We start from the raw sequence: 14,131 nt of genomic DNA on the forward strand, positions 1-14,131 counted from the left end.
TCAAATGTTTGCCGATAACCGAATTTATTTTTCCACCCCAGGGAATAAACCCCCACGCGCTTCGTCGTACAGGCTCAAGAGTTTGAACCCAACCACGAAGAGAACCTCACCATGAAAACTTCACTGAAAAGCACCTTGATCGCCCTCTCCCTTTTGGCTCTGAGCGGCGCTGCATCGGCTGCCGATGAGCACTCCAGCAAAACCGTTGAGGATTACACCTACGCAACCAAGCTTGATATTGCCAAGGTTGTCGCCGGTCCGAACCTGGATTTCTGCGGTATTCAACCGGTGCAGATGACGTACCAGGATCACTCGGGCAACACCCACACCCTACGCTTTGAGGAGTTCGGCAGCGGCTGTAACAACATGGGCTGAGTCCGGTGCTTCTCTGCCGGATATGCCCGACGTTCATGGCTGCAGCTTATTGAACTCGGGCCTCACCGCTACGTCGACTTTCCCTTTCAGCGAGACGCTGCCAGTTGCCAAACCCTTGCAAGATCGCGCGCGCGGTCGTGCAACAGGTCTGCAGCATTACGGCAGGCATGATCGAGGGTCATCGGGCCACTGGTCACCGCGAACGCCGCACTGATGCCGTATTGATACAAATCTGCGTAACCCTCCCCCAGGGTCCCGGCGATCACAATCACGGGAATTCCATTGCGTTGGGCAATTTTCGCCACACCAAAGGGCGTTTTTCCGCGCAGGGTCTGGGCATCGAAACGACCCTCACCGGTAATTACCAAGTCTGCGCCTTCCAGCGCTTGCGCAAGCCCAACCAAATCAGCCACGACCTCTACACCTGGGCGAAACGTCGCGTTGAGATAAGCCTTGGCGGCGAAACCCATGCCGCCTGCCGCGCCACAACCGGGGTCATCGCGCAGGTCACGGCCCAGCACTGTCGCCGATTGATCGGCAAAATGCCCCAATGCCGCGTCCAGTTCCAGAACCTGCTGCGGTGACGCGCCTTTTTGCGGGCCGAAGATATGCGACGCACCGTGTAACCCGCACAACGGGTTATCCACATCTGCGGCAACTTCAAAATGCACGTCGCGCAAACGGACGTCGAGGCCGCTTAGTTCAATGTGCTGCACTCGCGCCAACGCCAGACCACCCGGCGCAACCTGTTGTCCATTAGCATCCACAAACCGCGCACCCAGCGCCGACAGCATGCCGCTGCCCGCGTCATTGGTGGCGCTGCCACCGATAGCCAAAATGATGCGTTGCGCACCGGCATCCAGGGCCGCGTGGATCAATTCACCGGTGCCATGGGTGGTGCTGACGCACGCGTCCCGTTGTTCCAGGGTCAATAGTTGCAAGCCGCTGGCCATGGCCATCTCGATAATTGCCGTGCGGCTTTGCTCCAGCCATCCCCATTGCGCCTCGACTGCATCCCCCAGCGGACCGGTGACCATGGCGCTCATCCATTGGCCGTCACATGCCGCTAACACCGCTTCAATCGTGCCTTCGCCACCATCGGCCATGGGGCGCTGGACGAGTTCGGCATCAGGCCAGACCTCGGCAAGACCACGGGCGACGGCAGTGGCGACACCCTGAGCGCTGAGGCTGTCCTTGAAAGAATCCGGGGCGATGACGATTTTCATGATTGTTTTCCTGTCGGTAATGCTTGGATCTTCTCACCCTGACTGCGGTTTGCCGCCTGACCTTCGCACAACAGACCTCAAGGGTTATTGGTCATTGGAACAAACGCGGCGACCGATCTACTCGGGGGCAACCCGTGGAGTCATCTGCAAGCCGAGGTAAAGCCGCAGCAGGTCGTTGGTCCGGTAAGGGTCGCAACCGCTGAGTTCGGCCACTTTTTCCAAACGATAGCGCAGGCTGTTGCGGTGAATTCCCAGTGCATCGGCACAGGCTTGGCTCTCGCCGCTGTAGTCAAACCAGCTGCGCAGGGTTTCCAACAGTTGGCCACCGCTGCTTTGCTGCAAGCGCACGATAGGCTCGGCCACGCTTTGGGCGAGCCAGTCATTGCGGTATCGCCAAAACAACACCGCCAGACGATGGACGGCCAGACGTAACAGACGCTGCTGCGGATGAACATGACGCCCGTAGTCCAGCAAGTCACGGGCGGCGAGGCAGGCTTGGCGCAGTGTCAACAGGTCCGTGGATTGCTCCACCGTCACCATGCGCAGCACCGGCCAGCCCTGCTCTTCCAGTTGCTCCAGGAGCAATGCGTCGTCGCGCTCTTTACCCGCGGCCCGGCACCAATACAGCAGCGTCGACTCACGTACGACACACCAACTGTTAGCGTAACGGGCGTTTAGCCAATGACTCATCGGATTGGCGGTAGACAGGTGAGCCGGCAGCTCTATCAGTACCGCCTGACGAGGCAACTGCGGCTGCAAACCAAGGTGTTCGGCTTCTTCCACAAGACTGTCCGGGCAATCCGTCAGCAACAATCGCGACAGCAATGCTTCGCTGCGCTGATGCCGCCACTGCTGATCCGCTTGCTGGCGACGGTGCTCCATGAGCATTTCGGCGGTCATTTTCACTAGCTCGCCATACACCCGGACCTCATCGGGCTCGCCTGTGATGCCTAGCACGCCGACTAATTGCTGATCGAGCATTAACGGCAGGTTAACCCCCGGCCGCACACCGCTAAGGTGCTTGGCGGTTTGCGAATCAATCTCCACCACCCGGCGATTGGCCAGGACCAACTGCGCACCTTCGTGCCGAGTGTACAAACGGTCGGCCTCGCCACTGCCGATGATGATGCCCAAGTAGTCCATCACGTTGACGTTGCAGGGCAAAATCGCCATGGCTCGGTCAACGATGTCCTGAGCAAGGGCGTGGTCGAGAGCAAACATAAAAGCTCCGGGCAGAGAAGAATCTGGGGAGTTTGCCTGATTCGTGGCGGTGAATCATAGCGCTCGTCTATAGGAGCCCACTTGTTGTCGAGGCAGGTGGCGCGGCTGAGTTGAAGCGCTGTGGTGCTGCTTTTATCGCCAACAAGGTGGCTCCTACCGAGGTTATGTAGCCGGGGTTTTCTATTCCAACGGCGCCAATCGCTCCCGGCTGTTGCTCAAGTGCGTCCACATGGCTGCACGAGCGGCGTCTGGGTCTTGGCGGCGGATGGCGCTCAACAGGGCTTCGTGTTCGAGGTTGGCCAAGTAGCCGTGGTGCGCGAGATTGGTACCGGCTCGTTCGCTGGAGCCGATGCGACTGCGGGGGATCATGGCGGGGCCAAGGTGCTGCATGATCTCAATGAAACACGGATTGCCTGTGGCTTCGGCAATCAACAGATGAAAACGTCGGTCGGCCTCGACGCAGCTGTCTTCCTTGGCCAACAAATCCTGATAGTCATCCAGCGCCTGACGCATGGCCGCCAACTGTTCATCGGTGCGACGCACCGCTGCCAGCGCCACCGCCTGGGTCTCCAGGCCAATACGCAACTCGATGATGTCGCGCACGCTGGCGGCGGTTTCGACTTTCAAACGCATGCCGGTGGGGCCGCGATGTTCCAACACAAACGTGCCGATGCCGTGCCGGGTTTCCACCAGACCCGACGCCTGCAACTTGGAAATCGCTTCGCGGACCACGGTGCGACTGACGCCGTGCTCACGGACAATTTCACTTTCCGACGGCAGCTTTTCGCCGGGAGTGATTTTGCCCAGCAAAATACGCTGGCTCAGTTGCGTCACCAGATCGGTGGCCAGGTTATGAGGACGTCGCTTGGTAACAACAACTGATGGCTGATCGTGCATACGAAGGGTGTCCAGATGAACGCGCTGCTCAATTGAAGGAACAGGCCGCGCTGACGGGATGATAACACCTGTCTCGCTCGCCACACATCTTGGGCAGCTTGTATGACAAGCCAGCTAATATCGACTTTTCGTTTAGCCAAGCACAAGACCTGTCGCACAATAATCCCCCTAAAACTTGGATAAAAGGCATTTATCGCTCTTGCGAAGCAGGCATTTACTTGTATGATGACTGCTAACTAGGCGCATGACCTGGTTGCTTCATAACCCGCATAAAAATAACGAGTGGGAGTCAAGATTGTGACTACATCCAATGCCAGGATGAACGACGGCACTGTTTCCGCGCTGCTCTCGGCAGTGTCGAAAGTCAAGCGTCGTGTTCTGCCGCTGTTCGTCATCATGTTCATCGTCAAGTACATCGACCGGGTCAATATCGGCTTCGTCCGAAGCTATATGGAACACGACCTTGGCATCGGTGCCGCCGCCTACGGCCTGGGCGCCGGGCTGTTCTTCATCGGCTACGCGCTGTTCGAAGTCCCTTCAAATATCCTTCTGCAAAAAGTTGGTGCCCGAATCTGGCTGACACGGATCATGCTGACCTGGGGCGTGGTGGCCGCCTGCATGGCTTTCATCCAGACCGAAACCCATTTCTACATCCTGCGGTTTCTACTGGGCGTCGCTGAAGCCGGCTTCTTTCCTGGGGTAATCTACTACTTCACCCGCTGGTTGCCTGGCGTCGAGCGCGGTAAGGCCATCGCCATTTTTCTCAGTGGTTCGGCGCTGGCCTCGCTGATCTCCGGCCCGCTCTCCGGCGCCCTGCTGCAAATCAGCGGCATGGGCCTGCATGGTTGGCAGTGGATGTACTTGATCGAAGGGCTGTTCTCGGTAGGCCTGTGCTTTTTCGTCTGGTTCTGGCTGGACTCCAACCCCCACGACGCGAAATGGCTGACCGGTGCCGAGAAAGACGCCTTGGTCGAGGCCATCGAAACCGAGCAGGCTGAGCGCGAAGCCGCCATGCCGGTCAAGCCATCAATGATGACCTTGCTCAAAGACCGGCAGATCGTGCTGTTCTGCATCCTCTACTTTTTCATTCAGTTAACGATTTATGCCGCGACGTTCTGGCTGCCCAGCATCATCAAGAAGATGGGCGACCTCAGCGATATGCAGGTTGGGCTGTTTAATTCGATTCCGTGGTTGCTGTCGATTGTCGGCATGTACGCCTTCGCAGCGTTCTCGGCCAAGTGGAAGAACCAGCAAGCGTGGGTTGCCGCAGCGCTGCTGATTGCTGCTGCCGGGATGTTCATGTCGACCACCGGGGGGCCTGTTTTTGCCTTCGTTGCGATTTGCTTCGCCGCGCTGGGTTTCAAGTCAGCTTCATCGCTGTTCTGGCCCATTCCGCAGGCCTACCTGGATGCCCGCATCGCCGCTGGCGTAATCGCCTTGATCAACTCCCTTGGCAACCTCGGCGGCTTCTTCGCCCCGGCCACTTTCGGTTGGCTCGAAGAACACACCGGTTCAATTCAAGGCGGGCTGTACGGCCTCGCTGGCACTTCGATAATTGCCGCGATCATGGTGTTCTACGCGCGCAGCAGCCGTAAATCGTCACCCGCCGTCATTCCCGGCAAACCGGCCTCGACCCATTCTTGAACGGTTCTTTACGAAAAAGGCAGCACGCCGTGACCATTGATTCAGCTCACGGTGTTGCCCAGACCCACGTTATTTACAGGATTGCATAATGAATACGTCCAACGCCCACGCTGTAGGCAGTGCTCCTGTCATCACCAGCATGCAAATCGTTCCGGTCGCGGGCCACGATGGCATGTTATTGAACCTGAGCGGTGCCCATGGCCCGTTTTTTACCCGCAACATCGTCATCCTCAAAGACAACGCCGGGCACACGGGCGTCGGCGAAGTACCCGGTGGCGAACGCATTCGGCAGACGCTGGAAGATGCGCGCTCGCTGGTGGTCGGCAGCCCGATCGGTACGTATCAGAAGATCCTCAATCAAGTGCGTCAAGCTTTCGCTGACCGTGATTCCGGTGGGCGCGGCCTACAGACCTTCGACCTGCGCATCACCATCCATGCCGTTACTGGCCTGGAAGCAGCGATGCTCGATTTGCTCGGCCAGCATCTGGACGTACCCGTTGCGGCCTTGCTCGGTGAAGGACAGCAGCGCGACGAAGTCAAGATGCTCGGCTACCTGTTCTACGTCGGCGATCGCAACAAGACTGATCTTGCCTACCGCAGCGAACCTGACGCTGACAATGACTGGTTCCGCCTGCGCCACGAACAAGCGCTAACCGTGGATTCCGTGGTGCGTCTGGCGGAGGCGGCTCAAGCGAAGTACGGCTTCAAGGACTTCAAACTCAAGGGCGGCGTGCTGCGCGGCGAAGAAGAAATCGAGGCGGTCACTGCCCTCGCCGAGCGCTTCCCCGATGCTCGCATCACCCTCGACCCCAACGGCGCCTGGTCGCTGAAAGAAGCGATCCACTTGTGCCGCGATCAACATGCGGTGCTCGCTTACGCTGAAGATCCGTGCGGCGCAGAAAACGGCTTCTCCGGGCGCGAAGTCATGGCTGAGTTCCGTCGTGCCACTGGCTTGAAAACCGCAACCAACATGATCGCCACCGACTGGCGGGAAATGGGCCATGCGATCCAACTGCAGTCCGTGGATATCCCCTTGGCGGATCCGCACTTCTGGACGATGCAGGGATCGGTACGCGTGGCGCAGATGTGTAACGAATGGGGCCTGACCTGGGGTTCGCACTCAAACAACCATTTTGATATTTCCCTGGCGATGTTTACCCATGTGGCAGCCGCAGCACCGGGCGCTATCACTGCCATTGACACCCACTGGATTTGGCAGGACGGCCAACGCCTGACCAAAGACCCGCTGCAAATCATCGGCGGCTGCGTGCAAGTGCCGAAGAAGCCGGGCCTTGGCGTCGAACTGGACATGGACCAAGTGGCGAAAGCCCACGAACTGTACAAGGGCATGGGCCTTGGCGCGCGGGATGACGGCGTCGCCATGCAGTATTTGATTCCGGGCTGGTCGTTCAACAATAAGCAGCCGAGCCTGGTTCGCTAATCGATCACGCAACCACTATTTGCCCGTCTGGGCCTGCGGCGCGCAATCACTTGCGCGCCGTTTTTTCATCTGCCACAAAAGGCCGTGCTAAGGTTCGCCCACACCCTGACCGCGATGCCCTCCAATGCCCCATATTGCTCGTACTCATCCCCGCCTGACTGTTGCTGGACTGGTTGGCGGCGCCAGCGGCATCGTGTGCAGCTTCGTTGTTCCCGGCGTCACGCTGATGACCCACACGTTGATCGGCTGGAATATCGGGGTATGGACCTACCTGATTTTAATGATGTGGCTGACCACCCGCTCGGAAGCCGACGACGTTAAGCGTTTCGCCATCATCGAAGATGAAAATGCCGGACTGGTGTTGGCGATGGTCTGCGTCGCGGCAATCGCCAGCCTCGCCGCCATCAGCGTGGAACTGATCGGCGGCAAAGACCTGAGTTCCAGCGCAAAGGCGCTGCACTATGGTTTCACCGGACTCACTGTTGTCGGCTCCTGGTTGATCACCGGGGTAATCTTCAGCCTGCATTACGCTCGCCTGTTCTATACCGCGAACACCAAAGAACCGGCGCTGCGCTTTGCCGACGGCGAGACGAACCCGAACTATTGGGACTTTCTGTATTTCTCCTTCACCATCAGCGTCGCCGTACAAACCGCCGATGTCGGAGTCGCCAGCCGCGATTTGCGCAAAACCGTGCTCGCGCAATCGTTGATTGGCTTCGTGTTTAATACCGCTATTTTGGGGTTTTCAATCAACATAGCGGCGGGGTTGTTTAGTTAATGGCCAACACACGATTTTTGGGCGTGGCAACCAAACTGAAAACCTTGTGGGAGCTATTACGGGAGTAAGATTGGGTCCGATTAAAAAGGCTCTAACATTCCATAATTCCAACGCATCCTTTTGGCGAGGCACCCTGAATGACTGAGCATTCCCTTCTACGTATTGCCGTTCTTGACGACTGGCAATCTGTAGCCAGCAACGTGGTGGACTGGACGGTTCTTGATTCAATTGCCGACGTGACCTTCCTGCATGAGTTCCCGGCTGACACAGCGACCATGGTGTCTCGCCTGGAATCGTTCGAAATCATTTGCTTAATGCGTGAGCGCACGCAGTTCAACGAGGCCTTATTAAGCCAGCTGCCACGCTTGAAGCTATTGGTTACCGGCGGCATGCGCAATGCCGCCATCGACCTGCCCGCTGCGGCGCGCCTCGGTATCCAGGTGTGCGGCACCGACAGTTATAAGAACGCCGCGCCGGAAGTGACATGGGCCTTGATCATGGGCATTACCCGAAATTTGGTGGGGGAAGCCAATTCGCTGCGCGATGGTGGCTGGCAGATCGGCCTGGGCAGTGATCTGTATGGTAAAACCCTGGGCATTCTCGGTCTGGGCAGCATCGGCAAATGGGTCGCCAAATACGCTCAGGCATTTGGTATGCGAGTCATTGCCTGGAGTGAAAACCTCACCAGCGAACGTGCTGCAGAAGTTGGCGTGACCTACGTCACCAAGCGCGAGCTGTTTGAACAATCTGACGTACTGAGCGTGCACCTGGTGTTGAGCGACCGCAGCCGCGGTATCGTCGACGCCCAAGCGCTGAGCTGGATGAAGCCCACCGCCTACCTGATCAACACTGCGCGCGGACCGATCATCGACGAGGCCGCGTTGATCAGCCTGCTGCAAAGCGGTGGCATCGCCGGTGCCGCACTGGATGTCTTCGAGCCAGAACCCTTGCCCGCTGACCATCCGTTTCGCACCCTGACCAACGTGCTGGCCACTCCGCACATTGGCTACGTCACCGAAAACAACTACCGGACGTTCTTTAGCCAGATGATCGAAGACATTCAGGCATGGCAGGGCGGCAAGCCGATTCGGGTGTTTGGCTAAAGCAGCCCACACGCCCCCTCTGCAGGACCCAACATGTTGGCGAGAAGCCAGCGCGCGGTGACAGATGTGTCACGTCGCCAACAAGTTGGCTCCTACAGACCAGGCTCACCGAAAAATTCATCGGTTTATTGATAAACGCACCCAATCACGTCTTATTGTTCTGCTCTGCCTCAGGCACACTGGATCTTTCCGCCCCGGCGGACAACGCCCCAGGCCGGAGCTGATCATGACTTCTTACAGTCTCACTTCACCACCCTCTAGCCCATCTTCGGCGCTGCTGGTCATCGATATGCAGAACGATTTCATGCCTGGCGGTCAGCTTCCCGTGGCGGATGGCGATGCCTTGGTGCCGTTGATCAATCAACTCGGTGCGCGCTTTCGCAACATTGTTATCACTCAGGACTGGCACCCGCCAGGGCATATATCGTTTGCTTCCAGCCACGACCAACGCCAACCGTTCGACAGCATTCATGTGCCCTACGGCGCGCAGACCCTATGGCCTGACCACTGCGTGCAACAGACCTATGGCGCGCAATTGCACGCCGACCTTCGCCTGCCCAGGGCACAACTCATACTGCGCAAAGGCTGTAACCCCGGCATCGACAGCTACTCGGCGTTTCTCGAAGCAGACCGCAGCACCCGCACAGGGCTGGCCGGTTACCTCAAGGACCGTGGGATTGATACTGTATTTGTGGCCGGCCTGGCGCTGGACTTCTGCGTAGCCTGGTCGGCACAAGATGCTCGTGCCGAAGGATTGACCACCGTTGTGATCGCCGACGCTTGCCGCGCCATTGACCTCGACGGCTCATTACAGAGCGCGTGGGAAACCATGCTGATGGCCGGTGTGCAACGCATCGAGTCCCACGAACTATTTGAGCAATGGCCGCAGCCGTTACTCGCCTAGCGCGAAGCTTTTCAACGTGTCACCGGCCAATCGGTAACGCACCCATTCTTCATGGGGTTCAGCGCCGATGGACTTGTAAAAGTCGATGGCCGGCGTATTCCAGTCCAGCACGCTCCATTCGAAACGTCCGCAGCCGCTGTCGTAGGCAATTTTAGCCAGATGGCGAAGCAATTTTTTCCCCGCGCCTGCTCCCCGATGATCAGCCGAAACGTACAGATCCTCCAAGTACAACCCCTTGCGTCCCTGCCATGTGGAATAGCTCAGGAAGTACACGGCGAAGCCAATCGGTTGGCCGTCCAGCAAGCAGATCAATGCCTGGGCGGGCGACGGCTCATCGAACAGGCTGCGTTCGATGTCGGCCACGCTGGCCAATACCTGGTGTTCGGCGTTCTCGTAGATCGCCAGTTCGGTGATAAAGCCAAGGATCACCTCGGCATCGGCCCTGGTCGCTTCACGAATTTCGATACTCACTGTGTTTCTCCTGGATAAATAAGGTGTCCGGCAATCGCTCTCGACCTGAAGCGAACGCTGAGCAGCAGATTGTGTCTTAACCACCAGCACAGTGCAGCATTGCTTGCGCAACTAAAGCTCCCAGCATTCGAACCAAGGACTCTTATGGTCAGCAAAACAGATGGCAAAACTCCAGGGCTGTCCGAAGAAGAAGAAAAGGACGTCGACAAAAACCAGCCGCCACGTGCGGCAGTGCTCCATGAAACCATTCGCCTGCAAGGGGATCAGGAATTGGAACGCAGCGTTGCAGCGCTCTGGTGGTCGGCCCTCGCCGCAGGTCTGACCATGGGCCTTTCGCTAATGGCGATGGGCTTATTCAATGCGCATCTACCCGAGGGTGACGCCAGCAAAGTAATTGCCAGCCTTGGCTATTCGGCCGGGTTTCTCGCGGTAATTCTGGCCCGGCAGCAGCTGTTCACGGAAAACACTATCACCGCCGTATTGCCGGTCATGAGCAAACCGACATTGGACAACTTCGGCCGTCTGCTGCGCTTGTGGGGCGTGGTGTTGGTGGGCAATTTATGCGGTACGCTGCTGGTGGCTTACGTCATGCTGCACTTGCCGATTTTCGACGCTAAAACCGATGCGGCGTTTCTCGAAATCGGGCGTAAGGTCATGGAAAACAACGTCAGCCAGATGTTCTCCAAAGGCATCATCTCCGGTTGGATGATCGCCACCATGGTCTGGATGATTCCCTCCATGGAAAGCGCGAAGATGTGGATCATCATCTTTATCACTTACTTGATGGCGCTGGGGGATCTCACCCACATCGTGGTCGGTTCGGTTGAAGTCTCGTACCTGGTATTTGCCGGAGAGCTGCCGTGGAAAGATTTTTGGTTGATCTTCGCCGGCCCGACGCTGGCCGGAAACATCATTGGCGGCAGTTTCATCTTCGCCCTGATCAGCCATGCGCAGATCCGCAGTGAAAGTGGAAATGACGCTGAAAGCAAAAAAGATTAGAACCGTTCCAGTGAATAGGAAAGGCGCCTGCGCACAAGGGCTGTAGCCGTGGGCGGCGGACAAGTCGGCCAACACTGTGCAGCCACTTAAACTATTTTTTAAAAAGTAACCAAAGATTTAGGGGCAAAATATAGTTCCTCAGCCGTAACCCTTCAGGTAATCCCCTATGACCCGAATTCTGACCATCGAGGACGACGCCGTCACGGCGCAGGAAATCGTAGCTGAATTGAGCAGTCATGGACTCGAAGTCGATTGGGTCGACAATGGCCGCGAAGGCTTGGTACGGGCGGTCAGCGGCGGTTATGACTTGATCACCCTGGACCGCATGCTGCCAGAAGTGAACGGTTTGGCCATCGTCACCACCTTGCGCGCCCTGGGCATTGCCACACCGATTTTGATGATCAGCGCCCTGTCGGACGTCGATGAGCGCGTGCGAGGCTTGCGCGCGGGCGGTGACGACTACCTGTCCAAGCCGTTTGCGTCTGACGAAATGGCCGCCCGGGTCGAAGTGTTGTTGCGTCGGCGCGACCCGGTCAGCGAAGCGGAAACCGTGCTCCACGTGGGTGATTTGGCGCTGAACTTGATTAGCCGCGAAGCCAGCCGAGGTGATCAGGCGCTGAACTTGCTGCCCACCGAATATAAGCTGCTGGAATTCATGATGCGCAACACCGGACAGATCATTACCCGGATGATGATTTTCGAAGAAGTCTGGGGTTACCACTTCGATCCGGGCACCAACTTGATTGATGTACACATTGGCCGCTTGCGCAAAAAAATCGATGCACCCGGCCTGACACCGCTGATCCGGACCGTGCGAGGCTCGGGTTATGTCATTGCTGAACCCGTCTAAAGGCTGGCGCTCATCGAGCAGCCGTTTGTTGGCGTTGTACAGTTTCCTGTTCGTTGCCTGGAGCGGCATCCTGATGGGCGTGCTGTATTGGGAGGTCACCGGCTACCTGAGCGACCTCGCCCGTCACTCGTTGATGCAACGGCAGCATCTTTTTTCGCGGTTTCAGGGTTATCAGTTGGCCGATGCACTGTCTACCAGCGAGAAATTCGACATGCGCGCCGTGGACGCTTACGGGTTGTTCGACAGTGAATATAGGCCGATGAGTGGCCCGGTCAACAGCATCCCGGCGAACTTGCCACTGGACGGCCAGATTCATCAACTGCCCAACTGCATCGACTCCGACGACCCGCAATTGCCGCGAGACAGCTGCGACGCGGTGGCCACCCAAACTCACGACGGCCGTTGGCTGATACTGGTGCGCGACAACGGCTCGCTGTTCGCCGTGACCACCATTATTTGGCATGCACTGTTGTGGGCAGTGTCCCTGACCATCATTCCTGGCGCGGCGGGCTGGCATTTGTTGCGCCGTCGACCGTTAAGGCGAATCCGCGCCATTCAGGCCAGCGCGGAGTCCATCGTTGCAGGTGACATGGCCCGTCGTCTGCCGGTGTCGAACAGCCGTGATGAACTGGACATGTTGGCGGTGATCGTTAACGCGATGCTCGACCGTATCGAGAAGTTGATGTTTGAGGTCAAGGGTGTCTGCGACAACATCGCCCATGACCTGCGAACCCCGCTGACCCGTTTGCGCGCGCAGCTGTACCGCATTCAACAGCAGTCACCGGAAGAGTCGCAGCAGGCCCTGCAAATGAGTCAGGTGATTGCTGAAGCGGATACGTTGATGGCGCGTTTTCGAGGCCTGTTGCGTATCTCGGAACTGGAAGACCATCAGCGCCGCTCAGGCTTTGTCGAGCTTGATCCAAGCCTGTTACTGCACGAACTTTACGAATTCTATCTGCCGATGGCGGAAGAGGAAGGCTTGACCCTGGACTTACGTCTGGCGCCTTCTTTGCCTGCGTTGCTGGGTGACCGCGCGCTGCTGTTTGAAGCGCTGGCCAATTTGCTGAGCAACTCGATCAAGTTTTCCCCGGCAGGCGGCCAGGTCATCCTTAGCGCGTACCGCGACGGCGACGATACCCACATCGAAATTCAAGACTCCGGCCCCGGCATTCCGGTCGCCGAACGCGAGGCCGTGTTCCAACGGTTCTACCGCTGCGAAGGCGATACCCAGCAAAGCGGGTTTGGCCTGGGCCTGTCCATCGTCGCGGCCATCGTCAACCTGCACGGTTTCAAATTGCACATTGGCGCCAGTGCCGCCGGTGGCGCCAGCCTGGTTCTTGAATGCCGCCGGAGTACTGCACTGGCTTAGCAGCAGATTGATGATTTATTGGCGACTCAACCCGCCAGGCAGGTGAAATCTCTGGTTCTGCCCAGTTGCTTGCCGTGAGTGTCTTCCAGATTAACGCGGTATTCCTCCCCCAGGTTGGTCTCTACCAGTTTGTAATGCTCGCCAGCCTTGAACTGATTGAAGTCGATATGCGCCTGGCACTCTTCCTGATTGTCATCACCCATGCCATCGACAAATAAGGTCATGTCCAGACGGTGTGCACCCGGCGTGACTTCAAAGTAGCGGCCATCATTAATACGCTTGCCATCGATCCGTTCCGCCAGCAAGTCACTCTGGGGATCTTCTTGTAAACCAATCCAGGCCTCGCTCGGGTCTGCCTTCGGTATGGCCGCGCAGGCGGAAAGAACAGTCACCAAGCCCAACATCGGAACCAGCAACAACGATTTAGATGACATTTTTACATACCTCAAGGGGTGGATACTGTCCCGCAAAGACGGGGGTTTTCGATGAAGACAAGCTTGCCAAGCCGAACTTCGATGGACAAATGAATCCTTATGAAAGGAAGTTAAGGCGCTGATTAACTATTTATTCATTTGGCTGAAAGCGGAGATTTAAGTTGGCCGGGCAAACTGCAGGCATCCCACATTGGAGGTTCCTGGCATGCTCGGGCTGGTAAAGACCGCACTGCTTAAGCCCTACACGTTCATCGTGTTGGCGATTTTTATCTGCATTGTCGGGCCGATGGCGGCCCTGCGAACCCCTACTGACGTGTTCCCCGACATCGGCATTCCGGTGGTCGCCGTGGTGTGGCAGTACAACGGTTTGTCCCCCGATGATATGGCCGGGCGGGTGATTTACACCTACGAACGGTCGT

General features: G+C 57.6%; 15 protein-coding genes. 10 read left to right on the forward strand and 5 right to left on the reverse strand.

All coding sequences use genetic code 11. The features are described 5' to 3' along the window. Window positions 1–111 precede the first annotated feature (111 nt). The gene (locus tag JWR17_RS19025; RefSeq protein ID WP_299833680.1) at window positions 112–375 is read left to right on the forward strand and encodes a DUF2790 domain-containing protein; all 264 of its coding nucleotides are present in this window, start codon (window positions 112–114) and stop codon (window positions 373–375) included. An 86-nt stretch (window positions 376–461) separates the two neighbouring features. On the opposite strand, the gene JWR17_RS19030 is transcribed toward JWR17_RS19025, so the two are convergent. The 3 genes from JWR17_RS19030 to JWR17_RS19040 form a co-directional block, all read right to left on the reverse strand. After that, a complete protein-coding gene (locus tag JWR17_RS19030) occupies window positions 462–1,601 on the reverse strand; it encodes a glycerate kinase (protein WP_299833683.1) in 1,140 nt (379 codons plus the stop codon). A gap of 117 nt (window positions 1,602–1,718) precedes the next feature. Continuing rightward, window positions 1,719–2,822, reverse strand: coding sequence for a sugar diacid recognition domain-containing protein (locus JWR17_RS19035; protein ID WP_299833717.1), 1,104 nt, complete (start codon window positions 2,820–2,822; stop codon window positions 1,719–1,721). 180 nt (window positions 2,823–3,002) lie between these two features. Then, window positions 3,003–3,719, reverse strand: coding sequence for a FadR/GntR family transcriptional regulator (locus JWR17_RS19040; protein WP_299833719.1), 717 nt, complete (start codon window positions 3,717–3,719; stop codon window positions 3,003–3,005). A 318-nt stretch (window positions 3,720–4,037) separates the two neighbouring features. Between JWR17_RS19040 and JWR17_RS19045 the strand changes: the two genes are divergently transcribed. The 5 genes from JWR17_RS19045 to pncA all read left to right on the forward strand — a co-directional run bounded on the left by JWR17_RS19045 (window position 4,038) and on the right by pncA (window position 9,589). Then, window positions 4,038–5,363, forward strand: a complete 1,326-nt coding sequence (locus JWR17_RS19045) for an MFS transporter (protein WP_299833745.1) — start codon at window positions 4,038–4,040, stop codon at window positions 5,361–5,363. An 88-nt stretch (window positions 5,364–5,451) separates the two neighbouring features. Then, a complete protein-coding gene (gene gudD, locus JWR17_RS19050; RefSeq protein ID WP_299833721.1) occupies window positions 5,452–6,804 on the forward strand; it encodes a glucarate dehydratase in 1,353 nt (450 codons plus the stop codon). 124 nt (window positions 6,805–6,928) lie between these two features. Beyond that, window positions 6,929–7,582 (forward strand): DUF1345 domain-containing protein, encoded by a 654-nt coding sequence (locus tag JWR17_RS19055; RefSeq protein WP_299833723.1) that lies wholly within the window; start codon window positions 6,929–6,931, stop codon window positions 7,580–7,582. Between the two features lie 137 nt (window positions 7,583–7,719). Then, on the forward strand, window positions 7,720–8,685 hold the full coding sequence (locus JWR17_RS19060) for a D-2-hydroxyacid dehydrogenase family protein (RefSeq protein ID WP_299833725.1): 966 nt from the start codon (window positions 7,720–7,722) through the stop codon (window positions 8,683–8,685). A gap of 226 nt (window positions 8,686–8,911) precedes the next feature. Continuing rightward, complete coding sequence (gene pncA / locus JWR17_RS19065; RefSeq protein WP_299833727.1) at window positions 8,912–9,589, forward strand: bifunctional nicotinamidase/pyrazinamidase; 678 nt, start codon at window positions 8,912–8,914, stop codon at window positions 9,587–9,589. Here pncA and JWR17_RS19070 read toward each other — a convergent pair. Beyond that, window positions 9,578–10,060: a GNAT family N-acetyltransferase gene (locus JWR17_RS19070; protein ID WP_299833729.1), complete on the reverse strand. Its 483-nt coding sequence runs from the start codon at window positions 10,058–10,060 to the stop codon at window positions 9,578–9,580. The genes pncA and JWR17_RS19070 overlap by 12 nt on opposite strands. A gap of 144 nt (window positions 10,061–10,204) precedes the next feature. Between JWR17_RS19070 and JWR17_RS19075 the strand changes: the two genes are divergently transcribed. The 3 genes from JWR17_RS19075 (at window position 10,205) to JWR17_RS19085 (ending at window position 13,278) form a co-directional block, all read left to right on the forward strand. Continuing rightward, window positions 10,205–11,059, forward strand: coding sequence for a formate/nitrite transporter family protein (locus tag JWR17_RS19075; RefSeq protein ID WP_299833731.1), 855 nt, complete (start codon window positions 10,205–10,207; stop codon window positions 11,057–11,059). A gap of 166 nt (window positions 11,060–11,225) precedes the next feature. Then, complete coding sequence (locus JWR17_RS19080) at window positions 11,226–11,909, forward strand: response regulator transcription factor (protein ID WP_299833732.1); 684 nt, start codon at window positions 11,226–11,228, stop codon at window positions 11,907–11,909. Further along, a complete protein-coding gene (locus JWR17_RS19085; protein ID WP_299833734.1) occupies window positions 11,887–13,278 on the forward strand; it encodes a HAMP domain-containing sensor histidine kinase in 1,392 nt (463 codons plus the stop codon). Before JWR17_RS19080 ends, JWR17_RS19085 begins: the two co-directional genes overlap by 23 nt. A 26-nt stretch (window positions 13,279–13,304) precedes the next feature. On the opposite strand, the gene JWR17_RS19090 is transcribed toward JWR17_RS19085, so the two are convergent. Continuing rightward, complete coding sequence (locus tag JWR17_RS19090; protein ID WP_299833736.1) at window positions 13,305–13,712, reverse strand: hypothetical protein; 408 nt, start codon at window positions 13,710–13,712, stop codon at window positions 13,305–13,307. Window positions 13,713–13,917: 205 nt separating this feature from the next. Here JWR17_RS19090 and JWR17_RS19095 point away from each other — a divergent pair. Further along, a partial coding sequence (locus JWR17_RS19095) for an efflux RND transporter permease subunit (RefSeq protein WP_299833738.1) occupies window positions 13,918–14,131 on the forward strand: 214 nt, incomplete at its 3' end.

It is taken from the genome of Pseudomonas sp. (assembly GCF_028293835.1).
Taxonomy (GTDB): Bacteria; Pseudomonadota; Gammaproteobacteria; order Pseudomonadales; family Pseudomonadaceae; genus Aquipseudomonas.